This window comes from Pontibacter aydingkolensis (assembly GCF_019443125.1).
Lineage (GTDB): Bacteria > Bacteroidota > Bacteroidia > Cytophagales > Hymenobacteraceae > Pontibacter > Pontibacter aydingkolensis.
The window spans coordinates 318764-338528 of record NZ_JAHYXK010000003.1 but is presented as its reverse complement, the minus strand read 5'-3'; the positions used below and the strand labels follow the sequence as shown (position 1 = coordinate 338528).

Genomic DNA, 19765 nt, shown 5'->3' with positions numbered 1-19765 from the left:
GCAATTAAATTAATCACAGGCTATACTTCTGTCAGCATTAAGCCATCAGGTCCTTTTCGTAGAATACCAGCCGTATGGGATTATCTGGCGGGTTCTGCGTAGGGTCGCAGTGGTAGCCAAACATGTCCAGGCCATTTAAATAAGGCAGCAACTTTTTGTAGTAGGTATGCCCTGTATTTTCGGGGTTAAAGGTGATATCGTGGAAAACGCAGGTGGTTTTGGGTGGCATTTTCTGCAGTTTGTCAAATAAAGCATCAGGCTTGCCCAGGTCACCAGAGTACACAATGCGTTCCTCATCATTATCAAAAATGAAGGCGTAGGTTTGAAATCCTTCGGAGTGCTGGCCAAAAGTATCCACAGCGGTGATGCCCTCAAATTGCTCTAGGGGCACAAATTCAGCATACTTATCTGGGTCCTTTACCTGTATCTTCAGGAATTTATAAAGTTGGTTCTTAAAGCCTTCGGAAGGGTAAAGTATAACCGGTGGCTTTGCCTTTTCTATAGTGTGCTTGTACAGCAGCAGGTTGGCCAGGCTTCCGCAATGGTCATTGTGCAGGTGGGTAAGTATAATGTGGTCTACTTTAGCTATCAGGCTCTTTTTTACCAGTGTCGGGAAAACGGTAAAGCCGCAGTCAATCAGTAGGTGTATGCCCCTGAAATCCAGCAAAGCAGCCGAGTTTAAGTAATCCGTATCAAAAGCACCGCCTGTTCCCAAAAATTTTATCTGCATACAAAAAGATAGCTTATTTCCCGATTGCCAAAAGGTATAGCGTTAAACAAAATAAATAGTTGTGCCAGAGCCCGGTTTTTCAGGTAGAAAAAGAGCAATGCCTGTGCAAACGGTTGTTCAGCGTAAGTGTCTGCTTTTTTGTGGTGTTAAGTATAGCTAGTGGATCTTTGATAACACGCACCTTGTTAAACCGTAAAGAGATAATCCATAAAGTACCTTACCATGGATGCACACGAATTACCTGCCAGCGAAAAAGCACAGCTCACGCACGAGTTGCTAAACCAGGAATATAAATGGCGTAAGCTTGAGCCCAGGCGCAGCCACATGCATGAGCTTATCTCTACCATGCTCTCGCACCGCACCAACCACAAGGATGAGGAAATGGCTTACAATACCATGCTGGAGCGTTTTGGAGATTGGGAAGGAATAATGAACGCTGATTTTGATGCATTGGCCGATGCCATCCAAACAACGCGGTATCCTGAACAAAAGGTGCCGCAGATACAGCGAACATTGCGCATGATAAAAGAAGAACGCGGCGAGATAAACATAGACTTTCTGGAAGACATGCCAGTAGAGGACGCCTTGAATTGGCTGATGAAGTTACCAGGAGTAGGGCTGAAGACAGCCACTTTGGTATTGCTGTTTAACTTTAAAAAGCCTGTGATGCCCGTAGATACCCATGTGTTCCGGATTAGCCAGCGTGTTGGCCTGATAGGGGCCAAGGCAACAGCCAACAAAGCCCATTCCATACTTTTAGAGATACTACCTCCTGAACCTGTGGAGCTTTACAACTTTCATATTCATATGCTGCGTCACGGGCAACGCATCTGCACCTTTTACAGCCCTAAATGTGAGGAATGCGTGCTAAACAGTATCTGCAACTACTACCAGGATGTACGGCAGAAAGGGATAGATAAGGCAGCGTAAAAGTAAGCTGTTGTAAGATTAGTAGTTTGTGTTTTTGATAGCGGGTTGGTGCATACAGTGAGCAAGGCGAAGCTGCAGCTTGGTTTAAGTGCTGGGTTAGCTGCAGACTTTCTCTTTTGCATTTATTTAGGCTTTTGAAATTCTGAACCAGTTGTGTGCAACACCATTCAAGTCAAAACTATTAAGGAGTTTTAGCCCCACTTTTTCCAGAACCTTTCTTGAAGCGATATTATTCACATCTGCCATACTATAAATTTCCTTCAACTTCAGTTTCTCAAAACCATAATCTAATGAAGCTTTTGCAGATTCCGTTGCATACCCTTTCCCCCAGTACTTTTTAATTAATCTGTATCCTAAATCGTGGTAGTTAATGTGGTTATTTGTTGCTTCTCTTACAAACTTCAGCCCTGCCCAGCCTACAAAACAGTTTGTTTCTTTTTCGATAACAGCCCAACGCCCAATTCCATTATCAAGGTACTGTTGTCTTATAAACTCAATCGATTTCCTTGCATCTTCAACTCTTTTAATAGGTTTGTTTCCTAAATATCTTTGCACATCAGAATCAGAGTCAAGTTCAAATATGCCACTTTCATCAGAAGGCAAAAGTTCTCTTAGTATAAGTCGCTCTGTTTCTACAAATATTTGCATAATGTGTCTCGGGATTAGTTGTTATATAAACATGGCAGTTGTTAGCTGTATTCTAGCTTCACCCCAGCAGCACTCACATGAAGCACAGCCTCTCTACCACACACCAAAGCAAGATTTAGTGGCTCGTGCCCTACTGGAAAGCCATAACAAACAGGATAGTTATACTTGCCGGTATGCTCCAGTATGATCTCGTAGGCTGTTTTACCAAACGGAACAGGTGTATCCAGCATATCACTCATATCGCCAATAATAAGACCGGCAAGGTTGGCTAGCTTTCCGCAGCGGTCCAGGTGTACCATCATACGGTCTACGTTGTAAAGGTACTCGCACAGGTCTTCTAGGAACAGGATCTTCCCGTCGGTGCTGATGTCGGAGCGGGTGCCGGATAGTGTCTGGAAAATAGACAGGTTGCCTCCAACTAACTGCCCGGTAGCGGTGCCTGTGCGATTAAACTCATGAGGTGCAACAGTGTAAGTTACCTCCTTCCCAAACAATATGCGGCGCAGAGTTTCTATGGAGGGTTCGGCGCCTTCTTTGGGGAAGAGCAGTGGCATGATGCCATGTATACTTTCCAGGCCGAAGTTGTGGATATGGCTGAGCAGGGTGGTTACATCACTAAAGCCCACTACCCATTTGGGATACTGCCGAAACTTCGTAAAATCAACCTGATCTATAATGCGCGTGGTGCCATAGCCGCCGCGTGCGCAGATAATAGCCTTTATACTTTCATCATCCAGCATCTGCTGCAGGTCCTGCAGGCGCAGGGCATCATCACCTGAAAAGTAGTTGTAACTGGCACCTATACTTTGGCCGAGCACTACTTGCAGGCCCCAACTCTCGAAGGTGCTGATGGCTACTTCAATTTCGGGCAGGGTTATTCTTCGTGCAGTGGCAATAATGGCAATCTTGTCGCCGGGCTTTAGTGCTGGAATCATAAATGGGATGTATAAATTAAAGGACTAAGAGGCTGTTTTGACTTTATTGCTGGAAGCGTAAATGCCCTTTGCAGCCCAGTGAATAAAATCAAAACAGCCTCTAAAGATATGGCTTTTAGATAAAATTTGCGAGGATGGCTTTTTTTGGCCAAATTCGAAACCTCTTTAAATAAGAGTACACTACCGCGCCGATCTCCAACCTTGGCTGGTACGGTAAAGCTAAATTCTACCTTTTTATGACTGAACTACAGAAGAAGAAATCAGGAATCGACAAATTCCTATCGGTAGTGGAGCGCATCGGCAACGCCCTGCCGCATCCTGCCACACTTTTTGCAGGCTTCGCCTTATTGGTTGTCATCCTGTCGTGGGTTGCCAGCCAGTTTGATATGGCTGTTGTGCACCCGGGAACCGGCGAAACAGTAACACCGGTTAACCTGCTCTCTACCGAAGGCCTGCACATGATCCTGACCAAAATGGTTACAAACTTTACAAGCTTCGCGCCGCTGGGTACAGTGCTTGTTTCTTTGCTGGGTATTGGTATTGCCGAGGGTACTGGCCTGATTGGGGCAGTGCTGCGTTTAGTAGTATTATCGTCGCCTAAGCGTTTGCTTACGTTCGTTATCGTTTTCTCTGGTGTATTGTCAAATACTGCTTCGGAAGTTGGTTATGTGCTGTTGGTGCCTTTAGCCGCAGTAATATTTCTGGCCGCCGGACGCCATCCGTTGGCTGGTTTGGCTGCTGCTTTTGCCGGTGTGTCGGGTGGTTATAGTGCCAACCTGCTGTTAGGTACAGTAGACCCGCTGTTAGCCGGTTTATCTACAGAAGCTGCCAGAATCATCGATCCTGCTTATGCTGTAAACCCTGCTGCCAACTACTACTTCATGTTTGCCTCTACTTTTGTTATTGCAGCCCTGGGTACCTGGGTAACAGAAAAGATTGTGATACCGAGACTTGGGGAGTACGAAGGCGACGAAAAACCACAAAGTATAGACAGGCTTAACCCACAGGAGAAGCGCGGTCTGCTTTACGCTACTATTGCCATACTTTTAATGGTGGCCTTTATACTTGGAGGTTTGCTTCCGGAAAACGGTTACCTGCGCGACCCTGAAACAGGAGAGATACTGCACTCGCCTTTCATGTCTGGTATTGTGGCATTTATCTTCCTGCTGGCTGGTGTTGCGGGTATCGCTTATGGCGTAGGTGCAAAAACCATCAAAAACGACAGCGATGTAATGCGTGGCATGTCAAAATCTATGGAAACGCTGGGTTCTTACATTGTACTGGTATTTTTTGCGGCGCAGTTCGTGGCTTACTTTAACTGGACCAACCTGGGGCTTATACTTGCCATTAACGGAGCCGATACGCTAAAGACAATGGGCTTGAGCGGCATTCCGCTAATGATCATGTTTATACTTGTGGCGGCATCTATTAACATGGTTATGGGCTCGGCTTCTGCCAAATGGGCTATCATGGCGCCGGTTTTTATCCCGATGTTCATGCTTCTGGGTTATACACCGGAGTTTACGCAGGTGGCTTACCGTATCGGCGATAGTGTTACCAACATCATCTCCCCAATGATGTCATACTTTGCTCTGATAGTGGCCTTCATTCAGCGCTATGATAAGAAAGCAGGTATAGGAACGGTTATCTCTACGATGTTGCCATACTCTATTACTTTCTTAATCGGCTGGATTATCCTGTTTATTATCTGGATACTGATGGACCTGCCAATAGGCCCGGGAGCAGGATTGTATATGCCGTAATAAAACTATTATTGGTACGAGAAGCGCCTGAGCAGTAATGTTCAGGCGCTTTTGTTTTAGATCAGGATTCTCAGGATCTGTAAAGATGGACAAGATTATTTTCAGTACTGGCTTCAACCATTTTTTACGCTCCTGGTCAAGCTGTGCCATACTTATTAAATCCTAAAGTATACCTTTTTGCCACGTTGATACACAAAGTATGGCTGTTGGTCCGGAAGTATGGTTAATGATGTTAAAACCTTTTACATTAGTTTAAAACATCCTCCGACTGCCATGAAAAGGCTACAGAAAGAAGTATGGTTGCATGTATTTGTCTGGCTTATCGGGTATGTGCTATTCGTGAGTCCCTTTGTTAACGTAAACGTGTACAAGTTTAGTGGGTAGGACGGCTCTATTATACTGCCTGCTTTTGCATGGATATACTTTAATTTTAGTGTTTTTTTTACTACAACGCACTGGTGCTGCTGCCAAAGTATAAATTGGACCGCAACCTTTAGCCAGGTACTGCTGCTATATGCTGGCGTTATAGCCCTTGAGGTATTGTTAGATGGTATGCTGTGGCGTACCTGTGGCCTGAAAATTACACAGTTCGCAGCGGTATGTATATATATCCTAACCTGGTTATGAACCTGCTGTGCTGTCTTTCTCCTATAGATTTTTAAAAGACTAGGTAGCACACGAAAGGTGCGAAAGGCAACTGGTGCAGGAAAAACTGGAAGCCGAGCTGAAGTACCTGAAGGCCCAGATAAACCCGCATTTCCTTTTTAACACCTTGAATAACCTGTTTTCGATGGCACGCCGCGAAAAGGCACATGGTACTGCTGCATGCGCGGCAAAACTGGCTCATCTGATGCCCCTTAGTGAGGTAATGCTGATGCTAACTCCCAACGATTTTACCAGATTCATAAATCCTACGTCATAGCCCTGCATCATGTAAACCTACAGAAACAGCAACTGCCTATTGGGAAGGTATATACTGCAGATTTTTTAAGCTTCTTTACCAGGGGCTGTAGCGCGATTTAAGCTGAGAAGTGCGTAGAGTGCATAAAAAACAAAAGCCACACCCGAAGATGTGGCCTTTGCCATAAGAGGGCTCTTACTTATATCTCACCTTAAACAAGAATACCCATTGCACCTTAGATGCAATACAAAAGTAATGGTTTAATGGAGGTAAAATTTTTTTTTATACAAAGTGCTGATTTTACTATACAACCACAGCAAAAAACCAGATGAATGCCTTATGTTATCTGCGTTTAAATCGCTTTAGCGTAGTTTAGACACCTGTTTTAGAACACCAAAATTTAGAGAAAAATCTTATACTTCATCGTAAGGTGTGGCCTGTTCATTTATCAGAGTCGTGCTGCTGGCAAGTATAGCCGTAGCCTCAATCTCTACCAAAAGTTCAGGGTTGATCAGGGCACTTACTTCTACCATGGTAGAGGCCGGTTTTATACTTTTAAAAACCTCTCCATGTGCTCGGCCTACTTCTTCCCATAGGCTGATGTCGGTTACATAAATACGGGTGCGTACTACGTCGTTAAGGGAGGCTCCTGCTTCTGTTAATGCTTTTTCGATTTTGCGGAGAGTATATTTTGTCTGCTCATAAGCGTTGCCTTTGCCAATGATCTGGTCACCATCGGTGGCCGTGGTGCCGGCAACTTCAATAGTGTTGCCCACGCGCACGGCACGACTGTAACCTACAATGTCTTCCCAGATAGCGCCGGAAGAAATGTTTTGTCTTTTCATAGAGATGGTAGAGTTTAGAAGTTAGAAAGTTAAAGAGTTAAAAACGTAGAGGCGCAATATCAGTTATTAGTTGTTGGCTATTCGTTATTGGAGAATGTAGAGACGCAATACTTTGCGTCTTGTCACTACGAAGCGACAAAGCATAAACAATTTAACAATCAACCATACTTACAGAGCTTATACTTTACTCAAATTTCCTATTCTCATGTCAAAACTCGTAATTCGTGATTATTAATCGTTATTACCCACCAGATGCGCCTGAGATCGAAGCCTGTACTTTGCAACTACTACGTTACGTACCGCTGTAACGCAAAGTGCTCATTCTGCGACATCTGGGAAAAGCCGTCCCCCTATATCACCCTCCAGGATGTAAAACAAAACCTGACAGACCTGAAAAGATTGGGTGTGCAGGTAATAGACTTTACCGGCGGCGAGCCACTGCTGCATCGCGATATAGACCAGATGCTGGGCATGGCCCACGACATGGGATTTGTTACCACGCTTACCACCAATGGCCTGCTTTACCCCAAGCTTGCAGCACAACTGAAAGGCAAGGTAGACATGCTGCACTTCTCTCTCGATTCTGCTGATAAAACTGAGCACGATACCGGCCGTGGCGTGGCCTGCTACGATTTTGTAATGGAGTCTATTGCGGTGGCAAATCAACTCGGCGAACGGCCTGATATACTTTTTACCGTGTTCAAGAGCAATCTGCACCAACTTGAGGAAGTCTACCAGAAGATCATACTTCCGAATAGACTTGTTCTCATTATTAACCCAGCCTTTGAGTATAACCAGGTAGAGACTGGTGAGCAACTAACAGAGGAAGAACTTGATTATCTTGCTGCGTTTGGTAAGCGGAAACAAGTATACCTGAATGAGGGTTTTATACAGCTTCGGCGCGATGGCGGTAACCACATAGAGAAACCGGTTTGTAAAGCGGCCAGCACTACTTTAGTTATCTCCCCTGAAAACGAACTGGTGTTGCCGTGTTACCACTTAGGCGCTAAAAGCTACCCGATTGATGGCAATTTATATAGTTTATACTTGAGTGCGGAAGTAGAAGCACTAAAGCAGCAGGAGGGGCGATTGCCCGAATGCGAAGGCTGTACTATAAACTGCTACATGCAACCCAGCTTTGCCGTTGAGATGAACAAATACTTCTGGAAAGCCCTACCTAGTACCCTAAAGTATAACTACCTGAAAGGGACGTGGAGGCGGTTAGTTCGTATTAGCTGATTGTTGTTCGTTTTTTTTGAGTAGCATTATCGGGTTAAAATCTCCTTTAAGAAAGGTGTAAATTTTAAGAGTCAGTAGATCATTACGCTTCCGTAAAAGTATAACCTTTTATCTTTACGAAATCTAATAACTAACAACGAATAACTAAACATATGCCAGTTATACTTCCGGTAAAGGGAATAAAGCCACAAATGGGAGACGAGTGTTTCATAGCTCCCAACGCAACACTAGTAGGCGATGTGATTATGGGTAGCAATTGCTCGGTTTGGTTTAACGCCGTCATTCGTGGCGACGTGAACAGCATCAGGATAGGCGACAAAACAAATATCCAGGATGGCGCCGTTATACATTGTACTTACGAGAAAGCAGCCACTACCATTGGCAGTAACGTATCTATCGGGCACAACGCCATTGTGCACGGCTGCACAGTAGAAGATAATGTGCTGATAGGTATGGGTTCTATCGTGATGGATAAAGCATTGGTTCAGAAAAACTGTATTGTGGCCGCAGGTGCGATTGTGCTGGAGAATACTGTTTGCGAATCGGGGTGGATCTACGCGGGTATACCGGCTAAAAAAGTGAAGCAGCTAAGCGAAGAGCAGATACAGGGCCTGGACAATGTAGCCAACAACTATGTGATGTACAGCGGCTGGTTTACGGGGCAAGTTTAGTCGCACCTTTATCCTAGATGCTGCAGTACCATTTCTTGCAGCACTTTCAGTTTTTCATCCGGAAGTTCCTGCTGCAGCTGTTCAAAAAATACGCGTTCTTCGTGGCGAATGTGCTGCTCCAGGAGTTTTCCTATCTCGTCCAGTTTATCTGGCAGCGCTTCCATTTTTACATCAGGCAAGGCAAGTATAAGTTTCTCCAATTCACGATGCTGTGCCAGCAGGTGCTTTGTTTGCTTTGCCAGTTCTTCTGATACTTCCGGAGCGAGTATAAATACAGTTTCCTCCTCCAGTTTAAAATGCGGCCTTAAGTGCTCGTCCAGAAAATCTAAAGTATAGCTACGTTTAGCTTCCGGGGTTGTGGGCATTTCTTTATAAGGCGGAGCGCCGTATTGCAGGAGCCTGGCAGTTAATAAACCACTGTGGTGTTGTCTCGATATGGGTACCAGGCTTTCGTGGCGCTTCATACTTTGCTAACTTATCTCGTCGCGGTGCTCATCTCTTACAACTAAAAGTATCCACTCTACCCGGCGTTCAGATTTTTCCAGTACCCGGATGTCGTACTGGTTAAAAGTGGCTATCTCGCTTAAGTTTTCAGGAATATGCCCGTATATCACGTTCATCAGGCCACCCACTGTTTCGTAATCTTCGCCCTCCGGTAGTGCAAAAGGCAGGTAATCGTTGGCATCGGCTATGGCTGCAGAGCCGTTTACTTTATATTCAAAGTCGTTAATGCGCTCCACAATGGGTGCTTCTTCATCATATTCATCCTGTATCTCACCAACCAGTTCCTCAATAATATCCTCTATGGTTACGATACCGGACACGCCTCCAAACTCATCGGTTGCAATGGCCATGTGCATGTGGCGGCGCTGGAATTGCTTTAGCAACAGGTTAATCTTCTTGGTTTCAGGCACGAAATAAGCAGGGCGCATCAGTTCTTCGATGTTTATGGCCTTGCCCTGGCGTATAATGGCCAAGATGTCTTTTACATAAAGTATACCTACAATATTATCGATGTTGCCGCTGTAAACCGGCAGGCGGGAGTAACCTTCGTTAAAGATTACATCCATCAGTTCGTCTTCGTGAATACTCACGTCTATGGCAACCATTTTGGTTCGGGGCACCAGTATCTGTTTTACCATGCGTTCGTTAAACTGGAACACATTCTCGATCAGTTCGTGATGGCTGTCCTGTAAAACACCGCCCTCTGCGCTTTGCTCAAACAATAACCTGAGTTCTTCTGCTGAGTGTACCTCCGCGCCATGTACTGCCTGAATGCCCATTGCACGTAACACCATGTTGGCCAAACCGTTAAGGAGCCAGATAAAAGGGCTGAATATTACATAAAAGAAGCGAAGCGGGTAAGCTACAGCCAGAGCCGTAGATTCAGAGCGCTGAATGGCCAAAGACTTAGGTGCCAGTTCGCCGAATACAATATGCAGTACCGTAATAATGGCAAAAGATATAGGCAGCGCTATAGTATGGGCTAATGTCTCGCCTCCGCTAAAACCAAAGAATTCCATTACGCTGATTACCATTTTGGCTACCACGCTTTCGCCAATCCATCCCAGGCCAAGCGAGGCTAGTGTAATACCCAGCTGTGTGGCAGATAAATAGGCATCGAGGTGGGTGATCATGCGGTGGGCCATCTTTGCCATATTATTGCCAGCCTGTGCCCGAAGCTCGATCTGAGAAGACCTTACTTTTACGATGGCAAACTCGGCAGCAACGAAGAAACCGTTCAGCAGAACCAGGAAAAGAGTTAACAGTATGTCTAATATCATAGTTATGTGCCCGACCTATTTAAAAGCAAGCTGTAAAATTAAAGTAATTTACGCGCTTGTGCTACAGGGGTAGGTCTAATACGCTAATATATGCTAAACTTTATATTAAAGTATATGTTGCGTTATACTTGGTAATATAGATTTTTTTAATGGACTATAAAACGAAAAGGTGCCTCAGGGGCACCTTTTCGTTTTTGGATACTTTAACAGCTATTCAGAGGGCCATTTGTTTTTGAAACACTTCTGCGGTGCTAAACAACTCGCGAGCGTTGTCCTGAGACAGGCGGTGCTTGAAAATTTTCATCGCCTCTGCCTCAGAGATCAGTTTGTAGGTTTCGGCTGCACAAGTATCCTGGAAGGGATTGCAAAAAGAATAAATGTATTCATCAGAGTACGTTCTGTAGACGATATGAAAATTATGCTTCTCGTCGCGAACCAACTTAATAGCTTTAAATACATTACTGTATTCTTTACCACATTCAGTTCGTAACAACAGCCCTTGCTGTATGTCTGCATTTTTTTTCATAAGTTTTAATTGTTACAAATATTCTTATAGTTGTTATACAAAATGCCTTCCTTTAAAATTCCTTACTTTATAGTAGTAATGCTGTAGAGTCCGCTAAAGTTATAATTTGCGTGGTGTAAAGACGTAAATCAATAGTAAATGAATTAATTTAATTTTTATTTGTATTTATTACGGCATATATATAATAATGGTTTTATTTATATGTAATAATTTAATAATATTTATGATTATTTGTGTTGCTCATTATTTTGATAATATCGTTAAACTGATGTTATAATGGCTTGTAGAGTAATAGAGGTGGTTTTGTAGATTATTTTTGTTATAAAATTGTGTGCTTGTTTGCTGGTTTTTTTCTTGGTGAGCTCGATATTGGCTATTACTAAAGTATAACCACAACCAGATGTTATCTAGAGCGAATAGCTTTGCGTCCGGACTTGCAGATGTGCTGTTTATCTGAAAGCCTGTTATCATTAACCTCTTCCCGACAAAATTCCATACTTTTGTAGTATAAACCTGAACATAAAGTATGTGCAGCCGGGTTATGTATACATTGGCTGCATCTTATTTATAACATCACCCATGAACAAGAAAATAGTAGTAAAACAACTGATAGCTACATGGTTGTTTTTATTATTGGCAGTTAGCTTTGCACAGGCGCAGGTACTAAAGCCTGCCACCTGGAGCTACGACGTATTTAAAAAACAGGCTGCCGTAGGCGAGGAGGTTGAGCTTATCTTTAACGTTCGCATTGATAAAGACTGGTATCTGTACTCTTCTGATTTTGACCCGGACCTGGGGCCAATGGTTACGGAGTTCAAGTTCCAGAAGCATCCTTCATACGAGTTGGTAGGCAAAATAAAGCCTGTTAACCCCAAGAAGAAGTATGACGACCTGTGGGAGGGAGAGTATACTTACTTTGTGGGCACAGCCCAGTTCAGGCAGAAAATACGCGTTTTAAAACCAGACCTGTTGGTAAAAGGCACTTACGAATACCAGGTGTGTACCGATGTTGATGGCCGCTGCATTCCATTTGATGATGACTTTACGTTTACTAATAAACAGCTAAATATAAGAGGTGAAGTAGCGCCAGCAACAAAGGCTGGAACAACAGAGCAAGCACCGGAAAAGCAGGAAGCATTAAACAATACGCAACAACCTGCTGCTTCCCCTGTATTTGGTACCGATGAGGTAACCACTGCGCCTACGGATAATATAACAGCAGAAGAGGCAATTACAGATACAGTTGCCGCTACTACCTCCGATGAGACATCAGAAAAGGTGCCAGCTATTTTAGCTGAGCCAGTTCAGGAAGAAGAGGCAGAAGGGCTGTGGTCTTTTATGCTGATTGCGTTTGTATTTGGCCTGGGCGCCTTGCTAACTCCCTGCGTTTTCCCGATGATACCCATGACGGTAAGCTTTTTTACCAGTAACAGCCAGAACAGAGGAGAGGGTATTTTTAAAGCCTTGGTTTATGGAGTTTCCATTATCGCCATTTATACTTTGGTGGGCACCATAGTAGCCAAGTTGTTTGGGGCTGATGGCGCTAATTTTATCAGTACGCACTGGTTCCCGAACCTGCTGTTCTTTGCTGTGTTCATAATTTTTGCCATGTCGTTCTTTGGCCTGTTCGAGATAACGTTACCGAGCTCGTTCTTAACTAAAGTAGACGCACAGGCTGATAGGGGCGGACTGTTAGGCGTGTTTTTTATGTCGCTTACGTTGGTACTGGTTTCTTTTTCGTGCACCGGCCCTATTGTGGGAAGTATACTAGTGGCATCTGCCGGAGGCGAAACCTTGCGCCCTGTAGTAGGTATGCTTGGTTTTTCGCTGGCGTTTGCGTTGCCGTTTACACTATTTGCCGTTTTCCCGTCGTGGCTTAGCAGTTTGCCAAAGTCTGGTGGCTGGTTAAACTCGGTAAAGGTGGTGTTGGGTTTTATAGAGCTGGCGCTGGCGCTTAAATTTCTTAGTGTGGCCGACCAGGTATACCACTGGGGTATCCTGGACCGTGAAGTATACTTAGCCTTATGGATCGTAATTTTTACCTTGATGGGCTTTTACCTTCTAGGCAAGCTTAAATTCTCTCACGACTCGGACCTGAAGCATCTTACGGTACCGCGTTTGTTCCTGGCTTTGGCAACATTTGCTTTTGTAGTTTATCTGATACCTGGCATGTTTGGCGCTCCGCTTAAAGCATTGTCAGGATACCTTCCGCCACAAACAACCCAGGATTTCGATATTAACAAGATCATCAGGCAGAACGGGGGTGGCACTACGGTTGCAGCCGGTACTGCAAATCAGCTTTGTGAGCCGCCGAAGTATGGCGATTTTCTGCACCTGCCGCACGGCTTGCAAGGCTATTTTGACTTAGAGCAGGCAAAGAAATGTGCAAAAGCGCAGGGCAAGCCAATCTTTATCGATTTTACAGGCCATGGCTGCGTTAACTGCCGCGAAATGGAAGCCAACGTATGGTCTGACCCGGCTGTATTAAAACGCCTGCGCGAAGATTATATAATTGTGGCCTTGTATGTGGACGATAAAACTGAGCTGGCAGAATCTGAGAAATACATCAGCGAGTACGACGGCAAAGAGAAAGCTACCATAGGCAAAAAATACTCTGATTACCAAATCACAAAGTTTAATGTAAATGCGCAGCCGTACTATGTGCTGATGGATGCACAAGAGAACGTGCTGGTAAAACCTATTGCCTACGACCTGAATGTAAACAACTTTGTGAAGTTCCTGGATGCCGGTGTAGCAGCTTATAAGGCAAATCAGAACTAAGATTTTTGGGATTTAAGGAGTTGTAGGATTCTGTAGAGACGCAATACTTTGCGTCTGGGTATTGCGGGATGCAACTGATTTTGGTTATAGCAGGAGACGCAAAGTATTGCGTCTCTACGGTAGTAAAACAAAGAAGCCCGACCATGGCTGATCGGGCTTCTTTTTTATTGTCGTGATACTTAATGCGTGTATCGTGATTCGCTAAATACTACTTCGCGTCGTTATAGCGCTTAGTTACTTCTTCCCAGTTTACCACATTCCAGAAAGCACTGATGTAGTCTGGACGGCGGTTCTGGTAGTTCAGGTAGTAAGCGTGCTCCCAAACGTCCAGTCCAAGGATTGGCTGTCCGCCGCAACCTTCAGCAAACGGCATCAGCGTGTTGTCCTGGTTTGGTGTAGAGCAGATCTCCAGCTTGCCGTCTTTAACGCAAAGCCAGGCCCAGCCTGAGCCAAAGCGAGTAGCCGCAGCAGCATTAAATTTTTCTTTCATCTGGTCGAATGAGCCAAATGCTGAGTTTATAGCATCAGCCAGTTCGCCTGATGGCTGTCCGCCACCGTTTGGAGAAAGCACTGTCCAGAACAGGTTGTGGTTGTAGTAACCGCCACCGTTGTTGCGAACAGCTTTGTTGTCTTCTTTAACATTGCGCATGATCTCTTCGATGCTCATGTTCTCCATGTCAGTGCCTGCGATAGCCTTGTTCAGGTTATCGGTATAAGCCTGGTGGTGTTTTGTATGGTGGATTTCCATGGTGCGCGCATCGATGTGCGGCTCCAGAGCGTCGTAAGCATAAGGTAGTTTCGGAAGTTCGAAAGCCATAGTTTTATGTATGTTTATATGTGAAAAATTATAGGTCGTACACAGTGTTACATGTACGTCTTCGTTTCAAAGTTAGTTAATTTCTTTTACCCGCAAAGAAAGAAGACATTAACTCAGCACACTCCTGGGCCATAATGCCACTCACCATCTCTGTTTTAGGATGCAGCAAATTACCTACATGTCTATAACCGCGCTTGGGCTCCGATGTTCCAAATACGACACGCTTTAGCTGTGCCCAGTAACTGGCGCCGGCGCACATCACGCAGGGCTCTACGGTAACATAAAGGGTGCACTCGTTCAGGTATTTGTTACCCAGGTATTCAGCAGCAGCTGTTAGGGCCAGCATCTCGGCATGGGCCGTTACATCGTTCAGTTTTTCAGTTTGGTTATAGGCTTTGGCAATAATACGGTTGTTGGCCACTACCACAGCCCCAATCGGAATCTCACCTTCCTCAAATGCCTGTTGTGCCTGCAGGTATGCCTGCTGCATGTAATGCTCGTCGCTGTGTATCGATAAAAAGTCTGTTGCCATACTTGCAAAGGTATAAGTTATGGTGGTTTACAAAAGTTATACTTTGGTTTAGAGTATAAAGTATAGCTTACTTTGAGAATAGCCTTCGTAGGGGCAGGTCGAAATCCAATGCCGTCACTTAAGCTTTTTTGTCATCTCGACATGCCTGAGACGAGAGTCGAAAGGGAACAGCGTAGCTGTGAGAGATCTTTATAGAATTCCTTCTGTACTAATTCCAGATAGATTTCTCACGGTGTTCGAAATGACAACATGGATCCTTAAATCCTTAAATTGACGGCATTGGGTCTCGACCTGCCCCTACGAAGCAATGTGTGCTAAAATGAACAGCAACAAAAAAGCCTCCCTTTTGCAAGAGAGGCTTTTCTGAAATATAACTTACGCGGTTATACCTTTATCTTGATAGAACTCATTACGTCGCGCATTGTTGTCTGCCAGTCGTTTTTAAGTATAAACGGGGCGTGCATGGTAAACACCATCAGTTGGTTGCCTTTTATAGTATACTGAATGATGCTATACTTTTGCACAGGAGCCAGGTTGGTAGTGCCACGCTCATCGGCCATCTTAGAGACAAACTCAAAAACAATATACTGCTCGCCCTTTATATCCACGATTTCCTCACGAATAAAGTCTACGTCAGTAAATTTTTCCAATAGGTTGGCCTTATAAATATCCTGCAGCATGTTCAGGTCGCGCGATCTGAACTGTGAACGCTTTTGGGTTACGCTAAAGTCTACCTGACCATTAGGGCTGGTAAATACTGCAAGCGGTTTAGTTGTAGCAGGGTAGCGGCGGGCAATTCCGTCGTCGGGCATAGGTGTGAAATCACGGGGCAGCATAACAGATATCTCTTTGCTGATCTGTGTTTTCTTTAACTTAGTTTGGCCGAAAGTTGCTCCGGCCAGCATTAGGATAACTAAAAAGGCTAAATATCGCATGTTCATAAGTATGGAGGGGCAAAGCTATAAAATAATTGGCTAAAATGGCGAGCCTGCCTGTTTTAGTGCAATTACTTTGCCAATGTTCTTAACGCAAAAGGCCTTTATAAAATTCCTGTCACATATCCTGAAATTCTAATTGCCGTTATACCATACTAGAAAGTATGAATCACTAAAACGCAACTACAATGCTTGAAAACATCATTAACCAGGTAAAAGGACAGCTAACCGGAGAACTGCAGGACAAATTTCAACTGCAGCCTGACACTGCCAATAAATCAGTAGACCTAGCAAAAGATAACCTGATAAACGAGGTAAAAAGCCGGGCAGGCAGTGGTGATATGGGTGGAATCATGAACATGCTGAAAGGCGGCAAAGATGCTGCCGCACAATCATCGGGGACGGATAATATGATAAGTAAATATGTAAGCGACCTGACCACCAAATTAGGCATACCAGAGAACATAGCCAAGCAGGTAGCTCCTTTCGCCATTAACTTTATTATACAGAAAGTATCGGGTAAAATGGCCAATGATAACCTGGCGCATTCTGATATACTTGGTAGCCTTGTAGGTGGTAAGTTTGATGGTACGCTTGGTAAAGGCCTCGGTGATAAGCTAGGTGGAATGTTTAAGTAATGCAGTCTGAGATAGTATAAAAACAAAGAAGCCATACCCAAAAGGTATGGCTTCTCCTCAACGTCACGTAGATTTTTAGTGCGTAAGGCAATTCTTACTTACATCTCACCTTAAACAAGCTTGCCTTATTGCCGGCGCTGGAATCAGCCTACCGGCAATGTCTTTATAATTTATACTGATCTCCAGTATATCATTCCTGTTTCTCAACAGACCTATAAAACTTCTGCCTTTAGTGGCCTTATAATCAGAACCTAAACTGCTGTTATAAAGTTTCTTGCCTCTACTGAATTAAGCTACTTTTACCTTATAATCCTTTGTATCTGTTTTATCAGCACTTTTTACAAAATGCTTAATGCAACTAAGATACATTTAAAAATCGGCCACGAATATACTGCACAATCTTGATGTTACACTAGTATAAAAGTCAACCGGAAGAAATTTTTTTTCATTGTTATACTATTGATTTTCGTCTGTCTGTGTTTTAAATGCGATTATAATACCTTTTATCATGCCCTATCGCCATTTAATTTATGCTATAGTGTTTATAATAAGATAGTTGATGCATGCTAAGTAATGTGCTTTAAGTTGCATTTAAGATAGCAGAACTATAATATCTGTTTTTATAATTTGTTTACGACCTCAGAAAAATGGAGTGCCTAAGCAGGGATTTGTGAAACTACAGATGATATTTTCATTAGAGGCTATCTTCATTGTAATTAAAGTAAACAGCACAATTTATAGCTTTTAAGGTTGTAGGAGTTCAGAACAATGGTGCAGGGGTTGGTACCCTGTACGAAGTATATTACTTTTGCAATTGCTGTTGCTGCTACACCCTTGCAATGGCTAACAAAAGCTGATGTCGGAATACCTGCAAAATCTCTTCTTTAAGTTTCTGAAGTTCGGAACGGTTGGGTTCTCAGGGCTGCTGCTCGATTTTGGTGTTACCTATGTAGCTAAAGAAAAGCTGCACTGGAACAAATATTTGGCCAACAGCTTAGGATTTATACTTGCCAGTGCCAGTAACTATTATTTAAACCGCATCTGGACCTTCCGTAGCCTCGACCCTGAAATTGGCTGGCAGTTTTCTAAGTTTTTAGTAGTAGCTGTTGTGGGGTTGTTGCTCAATAACTTTATTATCTATATTCTTACAGAACGCCTTCGATTAAACTTTTATGTGGCTAAGTTCTGCGCTATCGTTATTGTGTTCTTCTGGAATTTCTCTATAAATTACCTGTATACTTTTACAAGGTAACTTTAAATGAACTAGTTCCTTCTAACTATCTGGGTAAGTGCAATAAGTCATTTCGGACATGCCTGAGACGAGAGTCGAAAGGGACCTGCGTTCGAAATGAAACGATAAAAGTATACTTCTCTACTACCTCACCACTTCATAAATCTGCACACGTTCATCCTTGTGCACGCGCGGGTTCAGGAAGTGCAGCACCTTATCATAAAGTGACGGTGTAATAGTGTGCTCCAGTTTCAGGCTAGGAAAAAGACTGTTGAGACGCGCCATACGTTCGTCCATGTCTTTAGTGCCCACTACTACTACATAATCCGGTTTATAAGGTGTGGATTGAATGGCAGAGTCGAGGGCAGCCGTGGTTTTATCGCCGTTTAAAGTATAGATCATCACAAACTCTTCAGGCAGTGGTTTTTTGCCAGCCAGGTAATCCTCCCACACCATGTCATCGTCTATCGTATAAAAGTCGTAATCGGCGCTGATGCGGTTAAGGTAAAACAGCGGAGGAGTTTTAACGCTGTGATTCCCGAATTCCAGCACGATGGCATCCAGGTTCTGCTTTTCGGATAAGTATACCAGCGGAGCTACGCGGCTTTTCTTGGTATAAGTAAAGGCAAGCCCAACAGCTACCAGAATGTTTAAAACCCAGAAAAAGCCCCACGAAACAGCCAGTAGCTTACGTCGCTTACTCCAGAACGTCGATGTTCTTACAAAGTCCTGCCAGCCAATTACACCCAGTATCATTACAAGGGGCAGCAACGGAAGTATGAAACGTTCCTGCTTGTTAGGGAACAGTGAGTGCGCCACCAAAAAGATCAGGCCTCCCCAGAACAAAGCAGGAGCCAGTTTAACAGTGCGGGAGTAGCCTATCAGTAAAAAGGCACTTACCGGGGGCACTAAAAAGCCAAGTATAGTTAGCAGGAAGCGGTAAACTGGACCTGTGCTGTAGTTATAGGCATTCTCAGTGTTATACAAAAAGTAGGCTACAATAGAATGGAAAGGATAATCAAAGAAGATAACATCAATAGTGCCCTGGATAAGCGTGGCAGCTACAGCAAAGCCAATTAGAAGGGCAACAGCCTCTTTCCATTGCTGGCGGTAAAGTATAACCAGGCCTGCTCCGGCACCGAACAGCACGGTGTGGTACCTGAACGTAAACGACAACGCAAACAAAGCACCTGCCCAGAAGTATGGCATCAGGCGTTTCTGCGTACTTTGATCCTGCTTTAACATCAGGTAAAAAGCGGCCAGGTAAGGCGGAATACACACCATTTCAACCAGGTTGCGCACGCTCATAAAAGGCATAAACCATACCAAGGCCAGCATTAAGCCTACCAGCCTTGCATTAGCCTTGTTAGATAAGCGTTCTGTTATTTTATAGCCAAAGTATACAATAAGCAGTGAGTATATCCCATGCAGCACGCGCATAACCGTCATTTTAACCTCGGGGCTTGCAAAACCCATTGCCTCCATCACATAAAACAAGCCATAGTGCAATAGCACATACAGCATGCTATGGCGGGGCGGCATGGGTTCATTCAGCCACAGTGGTAAACCATCCAGCCAACCTTGTGCAATCGTGATCACATCAAAATGATCATCGCTAAATGCATAGCCCTTCGAGAAAAACGCAGCCAGCATCCTTATCACAAAGGCTACTAATAGTATAGCCGATAGAGGAATCAGGTAACGCTCCTGGGGCTGTTGCCCCAGCGTTTCAGCGTCGGCGGTAAAAGCTTTAGCTACAGAGGTTTTAGTTGTTCCTGGCATAGGGTCATGGTTGTGCAGGTGCAAATTTAAGGGTATTTAAAAAGATTTGGTGTTACCTTCGCTGTATAATTGCAGAA

At 44.1% G+C, this 19765-nt stretch carries 19 protein-coding genes; 8 read left to right on the top strand and 11 right to left on the bottom strand.

The window, feature by feature from the left end; genetic code table 11:
- Positions 1 to 37: 37 nt before the first annotated feature.
- A complete protein-coding gene (locus tag K0O23_RS05965; RefSeq protein ID WP_219876474.1) occupies positions 38 to 730 on the bottom strand; it encodes an MBL fold metallo-hydrolase in 693 nt (230 codons plus the stop codon).
- 222 nt (positions 731 to 952) lie between these two features.
- Between K0O23_RS05965 and K0O23_RS05960 the strand changes: the two genes are divergently transcribed.
- The gene (locus K0O23_RS05960; protein WP_219876473.1) at positions 953 to 1660 is read left to right on the top strand and encodes an endonuclease III domain-containing protein; all 708 of its coding nucleotides are present in this window, start codon (positions 953 to 955) and stop codon (positions 1658 to 1660) included.
- Positions 1661 to 1786: 126 nt separating this feature from the next.
- Here the strand turns inward: K0O23_RS05960 and K0O23_RS05955 are convergent, their stop codons facing one another.
- Both K0O23_RS05955 and K0O23_RS05950 read right to left on the bottom strand, forming a co-directional pair.
- On the bottom strand, positions 1787 to 2308 hold the full coding sequence (locus K0O23_RS05955; protein ID WP_219876472.1) for a GNAT family N-acetyltransferase: 522 nt from the start codon (positions 2306 to 2308) through the stop codon (positions 1787 to 1789).
- A 41-nt stretch (positions 2309 to 2349) separates the two neighbouring features.
- The gene (locus K0O23_RS05950; RefSeq protein WP_219876471.1) at positions 2350 to 3243 is read right to left on the bottom strand and encodes a S66 peptidase family protein; all 894 of its coding nucleotides are present in this window, start codon (positions 3241 to 3243) and stop codon (positions 2350 to 2352) included.
- Positions 3244 to 3479: 236 nt separating this feature from the next.
- Here K0O23_RS05950 and K0O23_RS05945 point away from each other — a divergent pair, with 236 nt between their 5' ends.
- Both K0O23_RS05945 and K0O23_RS05940 read left to right on the top strand, forming a co-directional pair.
- Positions 3480 to 5006 carry an AbgT family transporter gene (locus K0O23_RS05945; protein WP_219876470.1) on the top strand — a complete coding sequence of 509 codons (1527 nt, stop codon included), beginning with the start codon at positions 3480 to 3482 and terminating at the stop codon, positions 5004 to 5006.
- A gap of 700 nt (positions 5007 to 5706) precedes the next feature.
- The gene (locus K0O23_RS05940; RefSeq protein WP_317195650.1) at positions 5707 to 5928 is read left to right on the top strand and encodes a sensor histidine kinase; all 222 of its coding nucleotides are present in this window, start codon (positions 5707 to 5709) and stop codon (positions 5926 to 5928) included.
- Between the two features lie 392 nt (positions 5929 to 6320).
- On the opposite strand, the gene K0O23_RS05935 is transcribed toward K0O23_RS05940, so the two are convergent.
- Positions 6321 to 6752 (bottom strand): RidA family protein, encoded by a 432-nt coding sequence (locus K0O23_RS05935; RefSeq protein WP_219876469.1) that lies wholly within the window; start codon positions 6750 to 6752, stop codon positions 6321 to 6323.
- Positions 6753 to 7004: 252 nt separating this feature from the next.
- On the opposite strand from K0O23_RS05935, the gene K0O23_RS05930 reads away from it, so the two are divergent.
- Positions 7005 to 7991: a radical SAM protein gene (locus tag K0O23_RS05930; RefSeq protein WP_219876468.1), complete on the top strand. Its 987-nt coding sequence runs from the start codon at positions 7005 to 7007 to the stop codon at positions 7989 to 7991.
- 152 nt (positions 7992 to 8143) lie between these two features.
- Positions 8144 to 8662 carry a gamma carbonic anhydrase family protein gene (locus K0O23_RS05925; protein ID WP_219876467.1) on the top strand — a complete coding sequence of 173 codons (519 nt, stop codon included), beginning with the start codon at positions 8144 to 8146 and terminating at the stop codon, positions 8660 to 8662.
- Between the two features lie 8 nt (positions 8663 to 8670).
- Here the strand turns inward: K0O23_RS05925 and K0O23_RS05920 are convergent, their stop codons facing one another.
- From K0O23_RS05920 to K0O23_RS05910, 3 genes are all read right to left on the bottom strand, one after another.
- Positions 8671 to 9126, bottom strand: coding sequence for a hemerythrin domain-containing protein (locus tag K0O23_RS05920; RefSeq protein ID WP_219876466.1), 456 nt, complete (start codon positions 9124 to 9126; stop codon positions 8671 to 8673).
- 6 nt (positions 9127 to 9132) lie between these two features.
- Positions 9133 to 10446, bottom strand: a complete 1314-nt coding sequence (locus K0O23_RS05915; RefSeq protein ID WP_219876465.1) for a hemolysin family protein — start codon at positions 10444 to 10446, stop codon at positions 9133 to 9135.
- Positions 10447 to 10660: 214 nt separating this feature from the next.
- Positions 10661 to 10972, bottom strand: a complete 312-nt coding sequence (locus K0O23_RS05910; RefSeq protein WP_219876464.1) for a hypothetical protein — start codon at positions 10970 to 10972, stop codon at positions 10661 to 10663.
- Positions 10973 to 11551: 579 nt separating this feature from the next.
- Here K0O23_RS05910 and K0O23_RS05905 point away from each other — a divergent pair.
- The gene (locus K0O23_RS05905; RefSeq protein WP_219876463.1) at positions 11552 to 13753 is read left to right on the top strand and encodes a protein-disulfide reductase DsbD family protein; all 2202 of its coding nucleotides are present in this window, start codon (positions 11552 to 11554) and stop codon (positions 13751 to 13753) included.
- A 208-nt stretch (positions 13754 to 13961) separates the two neighbouring features.
- On the opposite strand, the gene K0O23_RS05900 is transcribed toward K0O23_RS05905, so the two are convergent.
- The 3 genes from K0O23_RS05900 to K0O23_RS05890 all read right to left on the bottom strand — a co-directional run bounded on the left by K0O23_RS05900 (position 13962) and on the right by K0O23_RS05890 (position 16043).
- Positions 13962 to 14570 carry a superoxide dismutase gene (locus tag K0O23_RS05900; RefSeq protein ID WP_219876462.1) on the bottom strand — a complete coding sequence of 203 codons (609 nt, stop codon included), beginning with the start codon at positions 14568 to 14570 and terminating at the stop codon, positions 13962 to 13964.
- A 76-nt stretch (positions 14571 to 14646) separates the two neighbouring features.
- A complete protein-coding gene (locus K0O23_RS05895) occupies positions 14647 to 15102 on the bottom strand; it encodes a nucleoside deaminase (protein ID WP_246596948.1) in 456 nt (151 codons plus the stop codon).
- A gap of 383 nt (positions 15103 to 15485) precedes the next feature.
- The gene (locus tag K0O23_RS05890; protein ID WP_219876461.1) at positions 15486 to 16043 is read right to left on the bottom strand and encodes a hypothetical protein; all 558 of its coding nucleotides are present in this window, start codon (positions 16041 to 16043) and stop codon (positions 15486 to 15488) included.
- A 182-nt stretch (positions 16044 to 16225) separates the two neighbouring features.
- Here K0O23_RS05890 and K0O23_RS05885 point away from each other — a divergent pair, with 182 nt between their 5' ends.
- Together K0O23_RS05885 and K0O23_RS05880 are read left to right on the top strand one after the other, a co-directional pair.
- Positions 16226 to 16675 carry a hypothetical protein gene (locus tag K0O23_RS05885; protein ID WP_219876460.1) on the top strand — a complete coding sequence of 150 codons (450 nt, stop codon included), beginning with the start codon at positions 16226 to 16228 and terminating at the stop codon, positions 16673 to 16675.
- 856 nt (positions 16676 to 17531) lie between these two features.
- Positions 17532 to 17927: a GtrA family protein gene (locus K0O23_RS05880; protein ID WP_219876459.1), complete on the top strand. Its 396-nt coding sequence runs from the start codon at positions 17532 to 17534 to the stop codon at positions 17925 to 17927.
- Between the two features lie 123 nt (positions 17928 to 18050).
- Here the strand turns inward: K0O23_RS05880 and K0O23_RS05875 are convergent, their stop codons facing one another.
- On the bottom strand, positions 18051 to 19688 hold the full coding sequence (locus K0O23_RS05875; protein ID WP_219876458.1) for a glycosyltransferase family 39 protein: 1638 nt from the start codon (positions 19686 to 19688) through the stop codon (positions 18051 to 18053).
- Between the last annotated feature and the right edge of the window lie 77 nt (positions 19689 to 19765).

Bases quoted from the DNA above. Each gene is read 5' to 3' on its own strand.
- K0O23_RS05880 (WP_219876459.1), top strand. From the start codon at position 17,532: ATGTCGGAATACCTGCAAAATCTCTTCTTTAAGTTTCTGAAGTTCGGA.
- K0O23_RS05875 (WP_219876458.1), bottom strand. From the start codon at position 19,688: ATGCCAGGAACAACTAAAACCTCTGTAGCTAAAGCTTTTACCGCCGAC.
- K0O23_RS05885 (WP_219876460.1), top strand. From the start codon at position 16,226: ATGCTTGAAAACATCATTAACCAGGTAAAAGGACAGCTAACCGGAGAA.
- K0O23_RS05965 (WP_219876474.1), bottom strand. From the start codon at position 730: ATGCAGATAAAATTTTTGGGAACAGGCGGTGCTTTTGATACGGATTAC.
- K0O23_RS05895 (WP_246596948.1), bottom strand. From the start codon at position 15,102: ATGGCAACAGACTTTTTATCGATACACAGCGACGAGCATTACATGCAG.
- K0O23_RS05900 (WP_219876462.1), bottom strand. From the start codon at position 14,570: ATGGCTTTCGAACTTCCGAAACTACCTTATGCTTACGACGCTCTGGAG.
- K0O23_RS05920 (WP_219876466.1), bottom strand. From the start codon at position 9,126: ATGAAGCGCCACGAAAGCCTGGTACCCATATCGAGACAACACCACAGT.
- K0O23_RS05905 (WP_219876463.1), top strand. From the start codon at position 11,552: ATGAACAAGAAAATAGTAGTAAAACAACTGATAGCTACATGGTTGTTT.
- K0O23_RS05930 (WP_219876468.1), top strand. From the start codon at position 7,005: ATGCGCCTGAGATCGAAGCCTGTACTTTGCAACTACTACGTTACGTAC.
- K0O23_RS05945 (WP_219876470.1), top strand. From the start codon at position 3,480: ATGACTGAACTACAGAAGAAGAAATCAGGAATCGACAAATTCCTATCG.
- K0O23_RS05915 (WP_219876465.1), bottom strand. From the start codon at position 10,446: ATGATATTAGACATACTGTTAACTCTTTTCCTGGTTCTGCTGAACGGT.
- K0O23_RS05890 (WP_219876461.1), bottom strand. From the start codon at position 16,043: ATGAACATGCGATATTTAGCCTTTTTAGTTATCCTAATGCTGGCCGGA.
- K0O23_RS05925 (WP_219876467.1), top strand. From the start codon at position 8,144: ATGCCAGTTATACTTCCGGTAAAGGGAATAAAGCCACAAATGGGAGAC.
- K0O23_RS05910 (WP_219876464.1), bottom strand. From the start codon at position 10,972: ATGAAAAAAAATGCAGACATACAGCAAGGGCTGTTGTTACGAACTGAA.
- K0O23_RS05950 (WP_219876471.1), bottom strand. From the start codon at position 3,243: ATGATTCCAGCACTAAAGCCCGGCGACAAGATTGCCATTATTGCCACT.
- K0O23_RS05960 (WP_219876473.1), top strand. From the start codon at position 953: ATGGATGCACACGAATTACCTGCCAGCGAAAAAGCACAGCTCACGCAC.
- K0O23_RS05935 (WP_219876469.1), bottom strand. From the start codon at position 6,752: ATGAAAAGACAAAACATTTCTTCCGGCGCTATCTGGGAAGACATTGTA.
- K0O23_RS05955 (WP_219876472.1), bottom strand. From the start codon at position 2,308: ATGCAAATATTTGTAGAAACAGAGCGACTTATACTAAGAGAACTTTTG.